Here is a 19,564-nt window from a genome sequence, read left to right as displayed (position 1 = left end):
TTAGGATAGAGCCGTGAACCTAGCTAGTTATCTTCCCGACCTTGCTGACGTCCCCGAATCCTTATATGACGAAGCAATTTCTGATTCATTTCGAAGCTGGGTTCGCTCGCGAGGAATTACCCTCTTCCCTGCACAAGAAGAAGCAATCCTCGGAACAGAAGCCGGTGATAATGTCATCGTCGCCACACCCACCGGTTCTGGAAAATCACTTGTCGCCTTGTATGCGCATTTCTTCGCCCTTGCGCATAACAGGCGAACATTCTATACAGCACCAATTAAAGCCCTGGTCAATGAAAAATTTTTTGCCCTGTGCGACGCCTTTGGTGCGAAAAATGTCGGGATGATGACAGGAGATGCCACTGTCAATGGCAAAGCTCCGATTATTTGCGCAACTGCCGAAATCGTAGCCAATATTGCCCTCCGCGATGGTCCCGATGCTGAGATAGACCAGGTAGTGATGGATGAGTTCCATTACTATTCCGATCCCCAACGAGGGTGGGCATGGCAAGTTCCGCTCCTTGAACTTCCATCGACACAATTTATTTTGATGTCTGCCACATTGGGAGACACGAGTTTCCTGCGTAAAGACTTAAGTGCTCGAACGGGACGAGATACAGATCTCGTCGATGGAACTGAACGGCCCGTTCCCCTGTCTTTTTCTTACGTCTACACACCTATTCACGAAACAATTGAAACGCTTATTAAAGAAGATAAGGCGCCCATCTATATTGTTCACTTCTCCCAGCGAGAAGCGGCAGAACGAGCTCAAGCCCTCAAAGGCCATGTGAAGATTTCGGCAGAGACGAAGGAAAAGATTCGTGAAACAATCGGAGACTTTCGTTTTTCCTCGGCGTTTGGGCGTCAATTATCCAGTCTCGTCCGCCAAGGCATTGGTGTCCATCACGCGGGCATGCTGCCGAAATACCGTCGTCTCGTCGAAAAGCTTGCCCAGGCAGGCTTATTAACAGTGATTTGTGGAACTGACACACTCGGTGTGGGGATCAATGTTCCTATTCGCACCGTACTTTTTAGCGGGCTGGCGAAATACGACGGTCAACGCCACAGGGTGTTACGTTCCAGAGAGTTCCACCAGATTGCCGGACGAGCCGGTCGCGCTGGTTTTGATACGGCCGGTTATGTCGTTATCGAGGCACCTGAACACGAAATTGAGAATTATCAGGCACGGCAGAAGGCCGGGAGCGATCCCAAAAAGCTTAAGAAGCTGCGGAAGAAATCAGCACCCGAGGGTCGCGCAACATGGGCCGAAAGCACTTATGAGCGCCTCATTAACGCTGAGCCAGAACAGATGACCAGCCAATTTGCGGTATCTAGTTCCATGTTGCTCAACGTTCTGTCCCGACCGGGGAACGGCTTTGAGGCCATGAAACGCCTAATGCGTGGCAATCACGAAACCCGTGCAAAACAAAACCGGCATATTCACATGGCTATTGATCTCTTCAGAGGTCTTAAGCAAGCCGGAATTATCGAGCAATCTGATACACCAGATGAAACCGGTCGTTATTGTCACGTGACCGATGAATTGCAACGTGACTTTGCATTGAACCAACCGTTATCGCCATTTGCCGTCGCTGCTTTGGAGATTCTCGATCCAGATAGCGAGACTTTTACGCTCGATATCATCAGCGTTATGGAGTCGATTCTCGACGATCCATCTCCGCTACTCCGAGCCCAAGAAAAGAAAGAGCGAGGCGAAGAGATCGCCGCACTCAAAGCCGAGGGCGTCGACTATACCGAGCGAATGGCGATCGTCGAGGATATAACGTGGCCGATGCCCCTCAAAACGGAGCTTGACCAGGCGTTTGAGACATATAGTGAAGGACACCCCTGGGCGCGAGAATTCTCCCTTTCCCCCAAATCTGTTGTGCGCCACATGATCGAACGTGCTATGAACTTCTCCGACCTCATTGCAGCGTATGGTTTAGCCAGGTCAGAGGGAGTCATTCTTCGTTATCTCACGGACGCGTGGCGGACTTTGCTCAACACAGTCCCCGCGGAGTATCACACTGATGAGTTAGACGACATCATTGATTGGCTATCCGAGCTCATTATCCAAGTTGACTCGTCATTATTGGATGAATGGAACCGTATGGCGGATCCTGACACTCCGATCACTGATGAGGAAGTTGAAGAACGAGCCTTCGGTGATGGTAGTGAACACGTACTCACTGCCAATAAGCGAGCGTTCACGCGCATGGTTCGGAACGTCTTCTTCCGTTTTGTTGAGCTTTTTGCCTTCGAGAAAGAGGACGAACTCGACGAGCTCACCGACCGCGTAGCAACCGAAGACCTAACAGACACACCCGACTGGCCAGCAGCACTCGACGATTACTTCGACAATTTCGCCGATTTAGGCGTGGACGCATCTGCCCGTTCCGCGGACATGATCATCATCAAAGAAAACGGGCGCTCCTGGTCGGTTCGACAAATTATCGACGACCCCGACGGCAATCACGATTGGGCCATCACCGGAACCGTCGATCTTGATGTGTCCGATGAGGCGGGCGATGTTCGGCTCTCTGAGCTCAGCATCGTTGAGGGCGATTAGTTTCAAGAGCTCCGGCCTTCACCCCAGTCACGACGCCTCAATCAGGACAGAGCATTCGCGTTCCGCGACACCTCTTCGAAAGCCCGCGTAATCTGACGGCCGATGTGTTGAAACTGCTCTCCCCTACTTGGAGACGTACTGGAACGATAAGCCAATCCGATTTCGCGATGGCAGGGCACAGACCCTTTCTTAAACTTCGCGATCGCGATGTTTTCCTGGCGTCCTTCCACGGGCAAGGCAGAGGCAGGCACCAATGTGGAACCCAATCCACCAGCAACGCACTGCACAACCGTCGTCAAACTAGCGACTCTTGTGACAGCCTGGTTTGCTTTGGAACCCTTCCCAGTACGGCGGCAGAGATCCAGAACTTGATCACGTAAACAGTGGCCGTCGTCAAGAAGAAGAAGGTTGAGGTCTTCGAGTACCTTCGGGTCGACGTTCGTCTTCCCAGCTAATTCGTGGCCCTCTGGTACGACGAGGAAGAAGTCTTCGTCGTAGAGGTGCTGCTCGATTAATCCACTCTCACCAGATGGGAGGGCCAAAACGGCGACATCGATCGTCCCTTGCTTCAGGCTTTCAACTAAATGATGGGTTTGTTCTTCGACGATATTCGGCTGAACTTCCGGCATCTCAAGGTTGATGAGCTGAAGAAGGTGCGGAAGGATATAAGGCGCGACGGTGGGGATAATTCCAATCGTGATCGGTCCCGAGGGGGAATCGCTCACGCCTCGAGCATGAGCGACGAAGTCGTCGGTAGTATCCAAGGCTGCACGTGCGTAAGGAAGGAGAGCTTGCCCAGCCGAGGTAACAATGACCTTCCGTGTTGAGCGTTCAATAAGCTGTAGGTTCAGGCCGCTCTCTAAAGCAACGAGTGCCTGCGACAGGGATGGCTGGGAGATCCCCAAACGCGCTGCTGAAGTACTAAAGTGACGGTGCTCCGCGATGGTCACGAAGGCACGAAGTTGGGCAATTGTCGGGCGATACTCTCTATTATTCATGGTTATAACTGTACACTAGATATTTAAGTTTTACCTCTTGACACACCCGATAAATCATGCCATGCTTTATAGCGTCAGATAATTAACCAATCGATGACGCTAACCAGTAGGAGGAAGCAATGGCATTGCTGACCATCGGTGACCAGTTCCCTGATTTCGAATTGACCGCACTTAAGGGCGGAGACCTGCGCGAGGTCAACGCCAACCAGCCGGAAGACTACTTCGAGGAGATCAACAACCAGTCCTACGAGGGCAAGTGGCGTGTCATCTTCTTCTACCCGAAGGACTTCACCTTCGTATGCCCCACCGAAATCGCAGCATTCGGCAAGCTCAATGACGAGTTCGAAGATCGCGACACCCAGATCCTCGGCGGCTCCGTCGACAACGAGTTCTCCCACTTCAACTGGCGTGCAACCCACCCGGATCTGAAGACGATTCCGTTCCCGATGATTTCCGATATCAAGCACGATCTCATCAAGGCTCTTGGTGTGGAAAATGCCGACGGTGTCGCAGACCGCGCTACCTTCATCGTCGATCCTGACAACGTCATCCAGTTCGTATCCGTCACCCCGGACGCTGTTGGACGTAACGTCGACGAGGTTCTGCGTGTCCTCGATGCACTCCAGTCCGAAGAGGTTTGCGCCTGCAACTGGCAGAAGAATGACCCCACCAAGAACATCGACAAGATGGATGTTCTCAACGAAGAGCTGAAGTAAGCACTCGCTTCCAGCTTCAATCGACTGTCACAGTCGTCACCGAAACTATCTCGCCATCACTAAGGACGGTTCATAATGGCACTTGACAACCTTAAAGAGGGGCTCCCGGAGTACGCGAAAGACCTCAAACTGAACTTGGGCACCCTCTCGCGCTCGACCGAGCTGTCGGAGCAGCAGCTATGGGGCACGTTCCTTGCCACTGCTGCAGCGACGCGGAATGACACCATCATCTCGGAGATTGCTGAGGAAGCATCGCAGCACCTTTCCGATGAGTATGTCAACGCCGCCTACGGCGCAGCGTCGATCATGGCCATGAACAATGTCGCGTACCGCGCGAAGTCGTTCCTTGGCTCCGACTATGCCCAGGTCCGCATGGGTCTGCGGATGAACATCATCAACAAGTCCGGGATCGACAAGGTTGACTTCGAGCTCATGGCTCTCGCCGTGTCGACCATCAACGGTTGCCACGACTGCACCAAGGCTCACGAGAAGACGGTGACGAGTGAAGGCCTAACCAAGGAACAGGTTTTCGAGGCCGTTAAGATTGCCGCAACCATTCAGGGTGTAGCGCAGGCAATTCAGATCGAGGCTGCTCGGTAGAGTTCCGTCCCTTTGAGTTCAGTGTGACTCTCTGGGCTTTTTCTTCCCTGGCGTATTAGACGCCAGGGATTTTCTTATGTCCAGCGCGGGCCAAGTTCGCACCGGTGATGGTTGCACAGGCCATGGGTTCACAACCGCGCGATATGCTGCCAATCCTCCCTCACATACCCCTTATTTGTTCTCCTTGCAATACTTTATCGACAATTATTTGCGGTTGATTTAAGATCTTCTACGTCCCAATTTTTGCCCGATGTACTGAGGAGAACGTTAGCCTGTGGCCCGGCCCGCGCATCTCAGCACAACAACTCGTACTCCTGGAGGTTTAGGCTGCTCAGAGGAGTCGGTCTCCCCTCATTCGGCCCATTCTCGTGGCTCGATTGACTTCAAGGATTTCTCGCTCATCCCCCTGAGCGCCGAACCGACTACTACCCCAGCCGATCCTCGGCCTTCCCGCCCGCTATTGCACGTCAGTGACCTGCATATTACCCCCGGGGAATGGGTCGTCGTTTCGGGGCCATCTGGAGCAGGCAAAAGTCTCTTCCTCAACTCAATTATCGAAGCGGGTGCCCGGCCGTCAGCGAGTTCAGCAAGCTCAGTGCAACACCAACATTCCCAGCACGCGGGACTACAAACCACTGGTTACTGTTCGGTCTCAGGGACTCTTGGCTTTTGTGCTCAAAATTCGTCGACGTCACTTGATCCTCTTACCTCTGTGGGGACACAAATTTCATACGCTCTACCAGGAGAATCTCGACGAGAAGCGATCGATCATGCGGATGCTCTACTCGATCGCGTGGGTCTGGATGGCTCCCGTTACCCCCTGGAATTATCCGGAGGCCAACGGCAGAGAGCCTGTCTTATCCTGGCATTGATTCACCAACCCGACGTTCTTATCGCGGATGAGGTGACCAGCGCGCTGGATCCTGTCACTTCGTTAGCAATAAGCGATATGCTGTGCGAGTTTTACGAGACCTCTCACCCAACAATCGTGATGGCGACACATGACGTCTCTGGCTTCGTTCCTCTAGCAACACGACATCTACACATTGATGACGGTGTTGTCGTCGACCATACGGATAGCGCAGGTAGAGGAGCCACATGCCAGTAGTTTCCTCCTCCAATCAGTCGTCGGAGCTCTCCGGATCTCCTCTTGTCTCTTTACACGACGCCACGTGCGAAGGGCGTTTTCATCGTTGTTCGTGCGATCTCTACGCCGGCGAAAAAGTGGGGTTCGTCGGCAAGTCAGGCTCGGGAAAGACCAGCCTCCTACGAGCGATAATGGGCAGTCTTCCGCTAAACGACGGTCATCGCACAGCTCCCGACCACCGCGGATGGTGCGCATTTGTTCCGCAACAACCCGACGCCACCTTGCATCCCCTGATGACGGTTCAGTCCATCATCCGGGAAGCGACGCTGATCGCAGGAGTAGAAGCGCCAGACTATGAAGAACTCGTCGGCTCTTTAGGGCTCCCCGCGGATGTGTTACGTCGGCGGCCTCACCAGTTATCAGGAGGTCAACGTCAACGTGTTGCTTTAGCTCGTACACTAGCAACCCGCCCCTCTGTCGTCCTTGCCGATGAAATTGTGTCTGCCCTTGACACCGAGAGCGCGACAACAACCATGAGCGTTCTGAACACTTACCAGCAAAAATCATCGTGCGCAGTGGCGGTAACAGGTCACGACTTGAGGTTCATGGTCTCGACGTGTGACCGCATCATCGTTCTTGACGATGGTCGCATTGTTGATGATCAAGCCGCAGCAGAGATTGGTAGCTCAAATGTTCCGCCGACCGCGGAATTGATTCACGCTGATCGCATTTTTCGAGGAGGTGCATGACGTGAAAGCTTCGTCGCTATTCGGAGGTAGTCGGAAATCTGGGAAACCGCTCCCCGCGTATATCTACCTGCTGTTGATCAGCCAACTGCTGTTCAATATCGGTTTCTATATTGTCGTTCCCTTCTTAGCGGTCGTCCTGGCAGATGGCTTTGCTCAAGCCGGAACGATGATCGGCTTAGTCCTCGGTTTGAGGACGTTTTCGCAACAAGGACTGTTCTTTCTCGGCGGAGGGCTCACAGATAAATATGGGGCGCGCCCGATCCTGTTGACGGGAATTTCTCTGCGTGTACTTGGATTCATCACAACGGGATTGACCAGCCATTACGCCACAGCCAACGGGAAGAGCGACAATCTGGCCAACACATGGTCACTCGCCGGATTCATAGGTGGCGTTGTCATTATTGGTTTTGCTGCCGCATTGTTCTCGCCCGCCGTCGAAACATCATTGGCCGACTCGGGTGCCCGCCTCGAAGCTCAAGGAACGAGCACGAGAGCCCACATCTTCGCCTTAGATTCTGCGTATTCAACCGTCGGTTCTGGACTAGGCCCACTTATTGGAGCGCTCCTTCTTCCTCTCGGATTCGACATTTGCTGCTATGCGGCAGCTGCCATCTTTGTCTTTTTGGGCATAACCCACGTGATCATGCTCCCGACGTCGGTTCACCCGGCCCGGCGCGAGCCGATCACACAAGACTGGAGCCATGTTCTCCGAGACCGCCGTTTCCTTGTTCTCGCAGCGGCATATTCCATGAGCCTCGTCGCCTATAACCAGATGTATCTTTCCCTGCCCGTTGAATTGACGCGTGGGACGGGATCGGATCAATCAATGGGGATCATGTTTCTCATTGCTGGGGTGTGGGTCATCATTCTCCAAGTCCCATTGGCCCGGATAGCGGCTCGGTATAACCCCACGCGGGCGGTAGCCGTTGGTTTTCTTATCATGGCTGGCTCGTTCGCCATCGTCGCAGGGTGCGCACCCTGGTCTCGAAGTTTGGCTCCCGCCATCGCCTTCGTCGTCGTCCTCAATGTGGGCAACATGATTGTCAGCCCGATTGCACGCGACCTCGTCGGGGTACACGCGAAGAACATCAAGTTGGGTACCTACTACGGCGTCCTCAATTCGGTTGGTGGGGCGGCCGTTCTTATCACTTCGCCGCTTCTCGGAAAGCTACTGAACAATGCCTACCACCCCACGCGATCAGCAATGATCCCGTGGATCGTTCTTGCCGCCGGGATGGTGGGTGCTGCCATCACCATTTACGTGTGGGGAAGACGCACGGCGAAGCTTTCACAACAGCTGCGTCATGCCGATGCGCCTAATAACTCGTCACAATTAACTGATCAGATAGAGGAGTTCTCATCGTGAAACGACTGTCGCTATTACTTGCCATTCCTGTGGCCGCGACTGTGCTCACCGGATGCTTCAATAATTCGAACTCGACCGGTAGCGACGGAGCAACAATCGGATTGGCCTTCGCTCCAGTGGCAAGTATGTCGCCCTATTCTGACGACGCCGTTCTAGCGAGTCGGATGGGCGTCGGAGAAACCCTGGTCACGTTAGGAGACAATGGCGATATTAAGCCTTCATTGGCCGAATCATGGTCGGATGAATCCCCACGTTCTGTGACCTTCCACCTCCGTAACGCTAAGTTCCATGACGGAAAGCCACTGACCGCGCAGGCTGCGGCCACCAGCCTCACCCACGCGTGGAACGCCACCAACCGGCCGAAAGCCCTTGGCAAAGCCAACCTTACGTTTGAAGCTTCCGACGACCACACGCTGGTAGTGACGTCGGAAAAGGACGACCCCATCCTGATTCAGCGGTTCGCCGATCCGGGAACGATGATTCTGTCACCTGATGCTTTTAACGGCGACGCTAAAAAAGATGGAGAAAAGAACGACGGTAAGGACGCAGAAGCAAAAGAGAGCTCCTCTGATGGCGCACCTGACCTGGTGAAACACGGAACCGGACCATTTTCGCTCGACAAAGAAGCTAGCTCGACCCAAGCGGACTTGAAGGCAAATGACGATTATTGGGGCGGCAAGCCCAAGCTCGGCTCAGTCACTGTCAAGTTCATGACAGATGCGAGTGCACGTACTGCCGCTTTCCGTTCAGGAGAGGTTCAGCTCGCCACGGCTATTCCCACCTCCCAAGTTTCGGAAATTGAAAAATCAGCGAGTGAATTAAAATCAACGCCACTTCCCCGCGCGGTCCTCCTCCATCTCAATACGAAGAAGGGCGTATTCACCGATCCTGGGTTACGAGCAGCAGCGCGGGAAGCCATCAATAGCAAAGCCATCACGGACTCCGTCTTTGAAGGAAAAGCGGATGCTGCAACCGACCACCTATTCAATCCGGCTGAAGAATGGGCTCGTACCCCGGATGACGCATCGAAGAGCGCTGTTCCCACTACGCAACCGTCACAGCAAAAGATCAAGCTTGCCACCTGGACTGAGCGTGGCGAACTGCCAGAAGTCGCATCTATTGTTGCTGACCAACTACGTCACGCGGGCTTCGTCGTCGATGTGACGACGAAGGATTACGATTCACTCGAAAGTAGCCTTCTTGATGGCCAATTTGATGCTGTTATTGGGAGTCGTAATTACCTGATCGGCGCAGCTGATCCTGTTTCCTACCTGCAATCCGACTACACGTGCGACGGCACATATAACTTGTCGCAGCTGTGTGATCCGGGCATTGATGAACATATCTCGCGGGCAGATGCTACGTCTGATCTCAATGAACGGCGCACGCTCGCAGCAGAAGCGGGAGCGAGCATGGTTGCCGACAATGCGGTGATCCCCATCGCCTACCCGCGCGGTTACATCGCGATGAAGGGGATGAAAGACGTCAGCGTGGATACGTTTGAACGACAATTACTCACTGCTAAGACTCAGCGTGACTAGTTCATCGACGCACCCGCGCCAATCCCTCTTGTCCCTACGGATCCCCTAGTTATCTCTCATCATGCCTTCACGACACCGTACTACGCGCTCGTACCACTCTATCCTGGGCCTTGCAGGAACAACTGTCCTCATCGTGCTCGGAGGACTTCTGTTTGCTGCCGTCCTTCCGTGGCTTTCCGGGCGCGATATTGCGGTGTCTATCTTTCGAGCACGTGAGTCGGAACGGACTCCCAATCCGGAGGTCATAGAAAATATCCGGCATGAACTGGATCTACCGTCGAACCCTATCGAGGGGATTCAGCGATTCTTTGTCGGCTTCGTCCATCTCGACTTCGGTGTCTCATGGGTAAATCCATCTAACTCTGCATGGCACACTGTCTTGGCAGGGTTCGGTCCATCCGTGTTCTTAGCAGGAACGGCCACTCTACTTGGCACTATGATCGCGTGCGCTCTGATCTGGCCACGGATTTACGCTTACTCTCAGGGGCGCAGATCCCACGCGGGTTTACTCTCGAGCGCAGTTTTATCATCCGTCCCCGAATTTGTCCTCGCTAGTCTGCTGATCAGCTTTATTGCCATTCAGTTGGGGTACTTGCCCGCCACCGGGTGGGATGGCCTCCGGTACGCAATTCTTCCGGTCATATCCCTCACCGTCCCCATTTCAGGAATGCTCTCACGCATTCTGCTGATCGCCGTGGACACAGCAGCGGCCGAGCCCTGGGTGAAAACCTGGTTGGTTAACGGCATACCCGGTTACCGAGTTCGCAGGAGCCTCGTTCGACGAGGATTTGCGACATTAACGCCACAAATCTTCCTCTTTTTCGCCGGCACTTTAGCGTCAACGGCTCTCGTGGAAAACATTTTTTCCATTCCCGGAATTGGACGGATCGCTGTCCAAGCGGCAACGCATCAAGACGTGCCCGTCATGCAAGCGCTGCTGACCTTGGTTCTCTTCATTGGTGTAGCGTGCGGATTTCTCTCGCGATGCATCTACTACTTCATGATGCGTCCAGTTGCTCGATCCCACGAAGCCGGGCTCTCCCATGGGCAGGCACATATCGACGTCGGATGGGCGCCCCCACTCATAGCCATCATCCCTTTAACACTCGCGCTCGTCGTCGGTAGCTTTCGATCCTCGGCTATCACGCCCACCGCCCGTTTGGAGTCTCCCTCTTTTAGGCATCCGCTAGGCACCGATCAGGTGGGGCGAGATGTACTTGCCAGAATGGCCGACGGAGCAATACCCACCGTCGGAATCGCTCTTATCACGACGGTGGTCTGCGTAGTCATTGGTGTCATCATCGGCCTCAGTGGGGACTGGGCACGCGTCCTCGGTGATACGTTAAATGCTCTCCCCGCTGTTTTTATCGGACTGGTTATTGCCTCCGTGTTTGGAACCTCTGTATGGACAGCAGCTGTGGCCGTCATGGCTGTCGGCTGGATTCCGATAGCAGCACATTGCAGTGCGTTAGCCCTCGACATACGACATCAAGGTCACTACGAGTGGGCCCGAGATATTGGGGCCGGACGATGGAGATTACTCATCGTCCACACCATCCCCTTCGTTGTACCCGCTGCACTCCGCCACGGTGCGACTCGTCTAGGGCATAATATTTTGGCTCTTGCCGGACTGGCGTTTCTTGGTATCGGCGCCGGACACGATTCTCCACAGTGGGGCACGATGCTCAGCGAAGCCGCTCCCTATGCAGACCGGGCCCTATGGTTTGCCCTCTCCCCCACATGTGCCCTCATCCTGGTCGGGCTATCGACGACTCTCCTTGCCGACCATATCGTTAGCCGACGCCGTTCTTAATTGCCGGATGCGTAATCGTCGGCCGAGCAGCCAGCAGCCGAAGCAAGCATCGTCGTCCAGGTAGACTGTGGGAAGTCATGACGAACAAATCCAACCGCCACACCACCGATGCTCGGACGACAACCACGTCGACACCCGACACAATCCCCAGTGCCCCATCACGCAAAGAACTCTATGCTCAGCTCAGCGAGATCAGCGCGGCTGATGAGCACCGGTTTCGTCGTCGTCTGAAAAAAGCCCGATCTGACCGGGCCCGGCACGCCATCGCTCGTGACTTAGCAGTGGCACGGACTCAATTCGCCGCAAAAATCGCAACGCTTCCGACTATCACGTATCCCCCTGATCTACCCGTAACCCAGCGAGTCGACGACATTGCCGAGACCATTCGAACTCATCAGGTCACTATCGTCGCTGGTGAAACCGGATCGGGAAAAACAACACAGATACCCAAGATTTGTTTAGCTTTAGGGCGTGGCCGGAAAGGCATGATCGGGCATACCCAGCCGAGACGGTTGGCTGCACGGACGGTAGCCGAACGAATCGCCAGTGAGGTTGGCCAAGATATCGGCCAAAGCGTTGGATACGCCATCCGCTTTGATGACCGCGTCGGCCCCTCAACGGCCATCAAGCTCATGACCGACGGTATCCTCCTCGCAGAGATGCAACGCGACCGGCTTCTGCGAGCTTATGACACGATCATTATTGACGAGGCTCACGAACGAAGCCTCAACATCGATTTCATTTTGGGCTATATCAAACGACTATTGCCACGACGCCCGGACCTCAAAGTCATTATCACCTCCGCGACAATCGATCCTGAAAAATTTGCACGTCACTTCGCGGATGCGGAGGGAAATCCGGCACCCATTATCGAGGTCTCGGGACGAACCTATCCTGTCGAAATCCGGTACCGGCCCCCGTATATCGAACGCGAACGCAAGGATGGCTCCGTCAAGCGGATTGAAAAAGATCCGCAGGAGGCTGTGTGTGAAGCATGTGAGGAGCTCATGGCTGCGGGGCCTGGGGATATTCTGTGTTTCTTCCCCAGTGAACGCGACATTCGCGAAGCCCAGGATGCCATTGAGGCAAAGAAATGGCGCGGTGTTGAGGTCACACCACTTTTCGGGCGTTTATCCAATGCGGAACAGCACCGCGTTTTTAGCCCACACCGCGGTCGTCGGATAGTACTGGCAACCAACATCGCTGAGACGTCTTTAACCGTTCCCGGAATTCATTATGTTGTCGACACCGGAACGGCACGCATTTCCCGCTACTCGACTCGGACGAAAGTCCAACGGTTACCTATTGAACCAATCAGTCAGGCGAGCGCGAATCAACGATCAGGCCGCTCCGGGCGTATAGCGAAGGGGATTGCTATACGGCTGTATTCCGAAGAAGACTTCGAGTCGCGGCCCGAATTCACTGACCCCGAGGTTTTACGCACCAATCTCGCCAGTGTGATCATCACGATGGCCTCGTTGAAACTGGGCGATATCAATGAGTTCCCGTTCATCGATCCGCCAGAGCCCCGAGCTATTCGCGATGGCATGATGGTGCTTCACGAACTCGGCGCTTTGGGTGAGGGCGAGCGCGATGGCTCCCCGGTGCTGTCGTCCATTGGTCGCGAAATCTCACGCATTCCCGTCGACCCCCGGCTAGCTCGAATGCTGGTTGAAGCGCATCACCGCGATGTTGTGGAAGCTACTTCTGTCGTTATCGCCGCATTATCTATTCAAGATGTCCGCGAGCGGCCCACGGACCATGAGCCCCAGGCGGATCAGGCTCACGCGCGGTTTAAGGACACAGAAAGCGACTTTGTGTCGTATCTCCGCCTATGGGCATATCTGACGTCCATCAAAAACGAATTATCGGGCAATGCGTTCCGGAAACGATGTCGCGCAGAGTATCTCCATTACATGCGGGTCAGGGAATGGATGGACTTCGTTCGACAGCTCCGTCGAGTTACCGAAGACCTCTCGTGGTCGTGGGACCAGAATCGTCTTACTCCTGTCATACCTAACGACGACGAATCGACGACGACTTCCACGAAAAAGCGCTCGCGCCCGAACAAAAAGACGAAATCGCAGAACGATAACGCCCGTCCCGATATGCCGATGCTCACTGTCGATCACGATGGGCTCCACCGATCTATTCTTTCCGGGATTCTCTCTCAAATTGGCCTGCGTAGCGAGGTGAAAAAGGAGTATCAGGGCACTCGGGGGACCCGGTTCTTCATCTTCCCGGGGTCATCGCTGCATAAAAAGCAGCCCCAGTGGCTGATGGCCGCCGAGATCGTCGAGACATCGCGAATGTTCGCACGTGATGCTGCCGCGATCCAACCGCGCTGGATTGAGGAGCAGGCATCGGATTTACTACGCCACCAGTATTCAGAACCCCACTGGTCACGCAAACGATCTGCGGCAATGGCGTACCAACGGTCAACCCTGTGGGGTTTACCGGTAGTCACCGATCGGCCGATCTCATACCATCGCATCAACCCGCGCGACGCCAGAGAGATCTTCATTCGCAGTGCCCTCGTCGAAGGCGATTGGGTTACGCGACACAAGTTCTTTCACCACAATCGCGACAAGCTAGCCACTGCCGGAGAGCTTGAGGAAAAGACGCGTCGCCGTGACCTACTTATCGACGACGACACTCTGTACGACTTTTATGATTCACGGATTCCCGCCTCGGTGACGACGGGCCGCCATTTCGATGCGTGGTGGAAGAAGCAATCGAAAAAAGATCCTCATCTCCTTGATTTCGATCCGGATAAGCTCCTCCATCCTGAAGCGCACACCATTAGCGAGGACGATTTCCCGGACCGCTGGCGAGCTCATTCCACGGACCTCGAACTGACATACAAATTCGAGCCAGGAGAAGGTGACGACGGGGTCAGTGTGCGGATTCCGCTTCCCATCATTGGGTCCTTATCGTGGGATGATCGGTTCGACTGGAATGTTCCTGGTTTACGACGCGAACTAGTGACGGCTCTTATCCGCAGTCTTCCGAAGCCATTGAGAACCACCGTCGTTCCTGCCCCCGACTTCGCGCGGCGAGCCATTGAGATGATGGATCCGTACGCGCAGCCACTCACGGATTCACTCGCCGACGCGCTCAGAGCAGTCGGAGGCTCGGGCATGACTGCCGCTGACTTCGATGTCGCTAAGCTTCCTCTTCACTTGAGGATGAATTTCCAGGCTGTCGATAGACACGGGAAGGTCATCGATCAAGATCGAGATCTCGATGCGTTGAAGAAGCGACAGAGTTCAGCGGCAACGCAGGCAATGTCTGCCGCGTTCAAACGAAGCAAAGTCGGTTCGACTCTTTCTCGGGATCACTCCGACTACGACGGTTCTGCCCATGACTTGCCAGGGACACAAGCTGATTCCCGAAGCAACACCGCCCGTCCTTCCGATGAGGACGCGACAGCTGTTCCTGATCTCGGGAAGGTGTATGCGGAATGGACTGATAAAGGCATCGGCACTCTCCCCGAGAGCGTTCAAACCACGATCGACGGGCAGCCAACAACAGCGTATCCAGCGCTTAAGGTCACGTCGAAGGGCATCGAGGTGGTGACATCCGCATCTCAGTCCACTGCCAATTCCATGATGTTCACTGCAGTACTCACCTTGTTAGTGCAGTCCATCAAGATCAATGAGAATCAAGCGGTGAAGGGGCTACCTTTACAGCAGCGAGTAGCCGTAGAGCACTATCCCCATGGCGGTTTGAGCGGACTGGTCAACGACTGCCGAGTTGCGGCGATCAAGGATGCGCTGGTGGATCACGGTGTCATCGAGCGGTCTCCCGAGGCTTTCGAGGCCCTGAAAAAAGAAATGTCGCACGCAATCCCTGCGGCAACACGGCGCATGGTTATTGCCATGGCACCTGGGCTCGTGGCTTATGAGTCTATGGCTGAAGAGATCAAGAAGTGGGACGGACCAGCTATCGACGATATTAAACGTCAGCTGAATATTCTCCTTCCGCCGAATGCGGTGACATGGTATGGCACCGGTCATCTCAAGCACCTCCAGAGATATATGAAAGCGGTTGAGATTCGTCTCGAAAACATGGAGCGCGACCCTGACCGGGACGCGGATGGGCAGGAGGAGATTAATAACCTCGAACGTGCTTTCCGATCAAAGCTCAACGGGCTACCTCAGCAGCGCGCGAAGTCGTCTGCAGCGCGAGCCATCATTTTCTCTCTACAAGAACTACGCGTCCAAGTGTTCGCAGAGCGTTTAGGCACCGCGCAGAAAGTGTCCCCCCAAAGAATTACTAAAGCCATCAACAAGCTCCGTTAAGTCTGGGCCCATCCGATGGCTAGCTATTCCCTACTGTGAACGCCGTGCCTTGAATTCTGTGATCTCTCGTTCGAAGTCCTCCATGCTGCTAAATGACTTGTACACGGAGGCGAAACGCATGTAGGCAACTTCGTCGAGTTTTCGTAGAGGCTCTAGTACTGCAAGACCTACATCATTTGAGTTAACCCGTGAACCTCCTTGCGCACGCAAGTCGATTTCCACTTCTTGGGCAAGGAGTTTTAACGCATCGTCAGAGACATTGCGCCCTTGACAAGCACGTCGCACACCACGGATTAACTTGTCTTTACTAAAGTCCTCTGTCACTCCGTTTCGTTTCTCAACCAACAACACAGATTTCTCAACAGTAGTGAAGCGTCCGTGACACTTGGTGCACTGCCGTCGACGGCGAGTAACAAAGCCATTTTCCACGGTCCGCGAATCAATCACCCGAGACTGTGGGTGGTGACAAAACGGGCAAAACACGACGATGATCTCCTATCTACACGGATAACGCCGGAAAACACCGCCAGTATATTAACCCTCACCAGAGGGCGTGACGATCACTGATTGACTATATGGTGTTTCCTGATTCATGTCCGCATCCCGCGGTTCTTCCCAGGCGTAATACAGGCTCGCACCCATGAGCAAACCGATTACGACACTGTACGCTGCGATTCTACGTCGCTCAGGAAAAACTGACCGTCTACACGGTTGGGCATACCTTCTCGACGGGTACGCCCTCACAGCCGGACCTCCCCGATGAACTCTGGGATGAGGTCGGTTCTGCTGCACTACTCTACGGTTGGTGGCAGACTCTACACGCCCATTCTTACGTGAGACATGGCGTTGGACGGGCTGAGCTGGATAACGGCGGGTCAATGTCGGGGTTTGTGTAGGCATGGGACATCCTTTCGACAATGTCGCGAATAAAAAATAATCGAACGTCTCATCCCTCATTGAGGGACATCGCCATGACATCATGAGGGCCGGACATAAGAGCGCATCGTAGCTCGTATTTCGAACAGGCAATTCTATTTAACGAGTATACGACCAGTTTTTATTCGAACAATGACCACTTTTTAGATCTACACAGGGCCGCCTATCCCCTCGTTTTAACGACCGCTTTTCCCGACAGCGCTCTATGTCATCGAACGCACGTCCACGTGCCGTGGGGTGATGTAAACTGATCTCAACATCGCGCACGCGGCGCACAGTACGGCCAAAAATAGCCATAACGACCTCTAGATCTAGAACTGGGAGAGACCAGCCCCATGCCTGCAAAGAAATCCCGGAAGTCGACGAAGCCTGACATGGATTCGTTGACGGACCGGCAACATCGCATCATCGACGTCATTCATGATGCAATAGTGCTGCGTGGCTACCCGCCGAGCATTCGAGAAATCGGCCAAGCCGCTGGCCTGACCTCGACTTCATCGGTGGCATACCAACTCAAAGAGCTCGAGCGTAAAGGATTTCTGCGGCGAGACCCCAATAAACCTCGAGCGGTGGGCTTGAAGATTGCGGATCCGACGAAACCCGCTAGATCCTCGCTACACCACGAGGATGAAGAATCCACACCGTCCACATCGGATGAGAGCGCGGACAGCAATATTGAGTCCAACCACCCCACCCCCGTCTTTATTCCTACGATTGGTCGGATTGCCGCAGGTACACCGATTCTGGCAGAACAAGAAGTTACCGACGAGTTTCCCCTCCCCCGAGAACTTACTGGCGAAGGGGACCTATACATCTTGTCGGTTGTCGGTGAATCCATGAGAGACGCCGGAATCTTAGACGGCGATTACGTCGTCGTGCGATCACAAAATGTGGCCGAGATCGGTGATTTCGTCGTCGCCATGATTGATGGAAATGCGACGGTAAAGGAATTTCACCGGGACCGAACTGGAGTGTGGCTCCTGCCCCACAACGACGCGTTCGATCCGATCCCCGGTGATGAGGCAACTATTCTCGGCAAGGTAGTCACAGTCCTTCGGTCACTATGACGCCCGCCAACTAGGCCCACCCCTAATTAACTAAGCCGAATTACCTAGCGACGATCCCCCCGGCAGGAGCAGGAAGCGTGATCCTGCTCCGGCACTGTGCTTCTACACAGCTTGTGCCTTTTAGACAGCGTCAGCAGCTGCTTTCTTCGCGTCGACGGCGGACGTAGCGGCAACCGCGGCGGCCGCCATCTTCTGGCATTCCTCGAGGGTACGATCGCCAACCTGGGCCCCAACCCCTGCAGCAGAAGGCGCAGCAACGGACAAGGAGTTAACACCCAAGCCCGTCAAGACGCAGGCAAGAAGCGGATCGGAAGCGGCCTCGCCACAAACTCCGACGGGAGTTTTCGTCTCCGCGCCGGCCTCACAGACCATCTTAATGAGCCGCAAAACAGCAGGCTGCCACGGGTCATTGAGGTGAGCCAATGGAGAGGACAAGCGGTCAGCCGCCATCGTGTACTGAGTAAGGTCATTCGTTCCGATCGAAACGAAATCAATTTCCTGCATAATCTCCCGAGCACACAGCGCAACAGCAGGAACTTCGACCATGATCCCAGGCGTCAAGCCACGCTCGTGGCACATACCAGCAAACCACCGGGCTTCGTCGGCAGTGGCGACCATCGGCGCCATAACCCAGGTCGGAGCCTCGCCGCGATCGTTATCTCCGACCGCTTTAGCGATCGCATCCAACTGGCGCTCCAGAATGTCCTGACGATCCCACGCAATGCGCACGCCACGAACACCCAGAGCCGGGTTGTCTTCTTCCTCCGCCTCGACGAAGGGAACGGGCTTATCCGATCCGGCATCGAGAGTACGAACAACGACCTTGCCCTTCGGGAACGCATTCAGCACACGGCCATACGCCGCGGCCTGGTCGTTTACCGACGGCTCCTTCGTCGACGATAAGAACAGAAGCTCAGTGCGGAACAGGCCAACTCCCTCAACTGCAGTCGACGCGGCCGACGCAGCCTGGGGACCATCCTGAACATTGGCTAATAACTGAACTCGGTGACCATCTTTAGTCTGAGCAGGGCCTTCCCAGTTTGCGATCTTCTCTGCAAGCTGCTCCCACTCATGAACTGCCTGCTTCGCGGCGTCCTCATCCGGGTTGACCGTGAGCTCTCCGGCAGCACCGCTAATCATGCCTTCAGTCTCGCCTGAGGAAATCTCAACATCGGTCGGTCCAGTTGCAACAACGCAAGGAATATTGAGCTGACGGGCAATAATTGCCGTGTGCGAGGTCGGTCCACCACGACGCGTGACGATGCCGATGACTAAGTCCGGATTCAGCGTTGCCGTATCCGCGGGTGCGAGATCGTCGGCCCACAAGATAGATGGCGTTGTGAGGACCGGGAGTCCAGGCTCCGGAAGGCCCTGGAGGTGGGCCAAAACACGGTCGCGGACATCTTCCAGGTCGGCGACACGCTCCGCAAAGACTCCGCCGTTGGCGGTAAACATTTCAACGAATGACGCGGTAGCAGTGACTGTTGCGTCGATAGCATTACGCCCCTGCTTGGTGATCTTCTTAACTTTCCGACGCCATCCGCGGTCAGAAGCGAGCCCCGCAGTTGCATTAACAACATCTGCAGCGTGCCCCTCGAGGCTCTTGGCACGTTCCTTGAGAGCCTCGGTGACTGCATTAGCCGCTTGTTCAAAACGTTCGTACTCAGCCTCGCGCTGACCTTCGTCAACCTCAGCCCCAGCTTCCGGAACAGCGGGACGCGGCGCCACCACTGCGATTGGACCAAGGGCGACACCAGGTACTACGGCCTTACCTTTGATCACGGCAGTTTCTTGGGTGTCCATTAAAGTCGCTCCTCATGT

General features: G+C 54.8%; 13 protein-coding genes. 10 read left to right on the top strand and 3 right to left on the bottom strand.

Going from position 1 to position 19,564, the window contains the following annotated elements:
• The first annotated feature begins 13 nt into the window (after positions 1 to 13).
• The gene (locus JMN36_RS01780; protein ID WP_221923737.1) at positions 14 to 2,566 is read left to right on the top strand and encodes a DEAD/DEAH box helicase; all 2,553 of its coding nucleotides are present in this window, start codon (positions 14 to 16) and stop codon (positions 2,564 to 2,566) included.
• A gap of 41 nt (positions 2,567 to 2,607) precedes the next feature.
• Here JMN36_RS01780 and JMN36_RS01775 read toward each other — a convergent pair whose 3' ends face one another.
• Positions 2,608 to 3,564, bottom strand: coding sequence for a hydrogen peroxide-inducible genes activator (locus JMN36_RS01775; protein ID WP_221923736.1), 957 nt, complete (start codon positions 3,562 to 3,564; stop codon positions 2,608 to 2,610).
• 119 nt (positions 3,565 to 3,683) lie between these two features.
• Between JMN36_RS01775 and JMN36_RS01770 the strand changes: the two genes are divergently transcribed.
• The 8 genes from JMN36_RS01770 (at position 3,684) to hrpA (ending at position 15,740) form a co-directional block, all read left to right on the top strand.
• Positions 3,684 to 4,280 (top strand): peroxiredoxin, encoded by a 597-nt coding sequence (locus tag JMN36_RS01770; RefSeq protein WP_012731717.1) that lies wholly within the window; start codon positions 3,684 to 3,686, stop codon positions 4,278 to 4,280.
• 75 nt (positions 4,281 to 4,355) lie between these two features.
• Positions 4,356 to 4,880, top strand: a complete 525-nt coding sequence (gene ahpD, locus JMN36_RS01765; protein WP_012731718.1) for an alkylhydroperoxidase, AhpD family — start codon at positions 4,356 to 4,358, stop codon at positions 4,878 to 4,880.
• 274 nt (positions 4,881 to 5,154) lie between these two features.
• On the top strand, positions 5,155 to 5,988 hold the full coding sequence (locus JMN36_RS01760; protein ID WP_221923735.1) for an ATP-binding cassette domain-containing protein: 834 nt from the start codon (positions 5,155 to 5,157) through the stop codon (positions 5,986 to 5,988).
• A complete protein-coding gene (locus JMN36_RS01755) occupies positions 5,979 to 6,716 on the top strand; it encodes an ATP-binding cassette domain-containing protein (RefSeq protein ID WP_221923734.1) in 738 nt (245 codons plus the stop codon). The genes JMN36_RS01760 and JMN36_RS01755 overlap by 10 nt, the downstream gene beginning before the upstream one ends.
• A gap of 1 nt (position 6,717) precedes the next feature.
• Complete coding sequence (locus tag JMN36_RS01750; RefSeq protein ID WP_221923733.1) at positions 6,718 to 8,082, top strand: MFS transporter; 1,365 nt, start codon at positions 6,718 to 6,720, stop codon at positions 8,080 to 8,082.
• Positions 8,079 to 9,623: an ABC transporter substrate-binding protein gene (locus JMN36_RS01745; RefSeq protein WP_221923732.1), complete on the top strand. Its 1,545-nt coding sequence runs from the start codon at positions 8,079 to 8,081 to the stop codon at positions 9,621 to 9,623. Before JMN36_RS01750 ends, JMN36_RS01745 begins: the two co-directional genes overlap by 4 nt.
• A 61-nt stretch (positions 9,624 to 9,684) precedes the next feature.
• Positions 9,685 to 11,436: an ABC transporter permease subunit gene (locus tag JMN36_RS01740; protein WP_221923731.1), complete on the top strand. Its 1,752-nt coding sequence runs from the start codon at positions 9,685 to 9,687 to the stop codon at positions 11,434 to 11,436.
• 77 nt (positions 11,437 to 11,513) lie between these two features.
• Positions 11,514 to 15,740, top strand: a complete 4,227-nt coding sequence (hrpA, locus tag JMN36_RS01735) for an ATP-dependent RNA helicase HrpA (RefSeq protein WP_221923730.1) — start codon at positions 11,514 to 11,516, stop codon at positions 15,738 to 15,740.
• Between the two features lie 30 nt (positions 15,741 to 15,770).
• On the opposite strand, the gene nrdR is transcribed toward hrpA, so the two are convergent.
• Complete coding sequence (gene nrdR / locus JMN36_RS01730) at positions 15,771 to 16,223, bottom strand: transcriptional regulator NrdR (protein WP_012731725.1); 453 nt, start codon at positions 16,221 to 16,223, stop codon at positions 15,771 to 15,773.
• Between the two features lie 788 nt (positions 16,224 to 17,011).
• Here nrdR and lexA point away from each other — a divergent pair.
• The gene (gene lexA / locus JMN36_RS01725) at positions 17,012 to 17,743 is read left to right on the top strand and encodes a transcriptional repressor LexA (RefSeq protein ID WP_221923729.1); all 732 of its coding nucleotides are present in this window, start codon (positions 17,012 to 17,014) and stop codon (positions 17,741 to 17,743) included.
• 120 nt (positions 17,744 to 17,863) lie between these two features.
• Here lexA and ptsP read toward each other — a convergent pair whose 3' ends face one another.
• Positions 17,864 to 19,546, bottom strand: coding sequence for a phosphoenolpyruvate--protein phosphotransferase (gene ptsP / locus JMN36_RS01720; RefSeq protein WP_221923728.1), 1,683 nt, complete (start codon positions 19,544 to 19,546; stop codon positions 17,864 to 17,866).
• Between the last annotated feature and the right edge of the window lie 18 nt (positions 19,547 to 19,564).

It is taken from the genome of Corynebacterium pseudokroppenstedtii (assembly GCF_019754945.1).
In the GTDB taxonomy this organism is placed as follows: domain Bacteria; phylum Actinomycetota; class Actinomycetes; order Mycobacteriales; family Mycobacteriaceae; genus Corynebacterium; species Corynebacterium pseudokroppenstedtii.
Note: the sequence above shows the minus strand (reverse complement) of the source record. Positions and strands in the feature narration are given on the sequence as shown.

Coding starts and splice junctions, on each gene's coding strand:
- JMN36_RS01755 (WP_221923734.1), top strand. CDS start 5,979: ATGCCAGTAGTTTCCTCCTCCAATCAGTCGTCGGAGCTCTCCGGATCT.
- ahpD (WP_012731718.1), top strand. CDS start 4,356: ATGGCACTTGACAACCTTAAAGAGGGGCTCCCGGAGTACGCGAAAGAC.
- lexA (WP_221923729.1), top strand. CDS start 17,012: ATGCCTGCAAAGAAATCCCGGAAGTCGACGAAGCCTGACATGGATTCG.
- ptsP (WP_221923728.1), bottom strand. CDS start 19,546: ATGGACACCCAAGAAACTGCCGTGATCAAAGGTAAGGCCGTAGTACCT.
- hrpA (WP_221923730.1), top strand. CDS start 11,514: ATGACGAACAAATCCAACCGCCACACCACCGATGCTCGGACGACAACC.
- JMN36_RS01740 (WP_221923731.1), top strand. CDS start 9,685: ATGCCTTCACGACACCGTACTACGCGCTCGTACCACTCTATCCTGGGC.
- JMN36_RS01770 (WP_012731717.1), top strand. CDS start 3,684: ATGGCATTGCTGACCATCGGTGACCAGTTCCCTGATTTCGAATTGACC.
- JMN36_RS01775 (WP_221923736.1), bottom strand. CDS start 3,564: ATGAATAATAGAGAGTATCGCCCGACAATTGCCCAACTTCGTGCCTTC.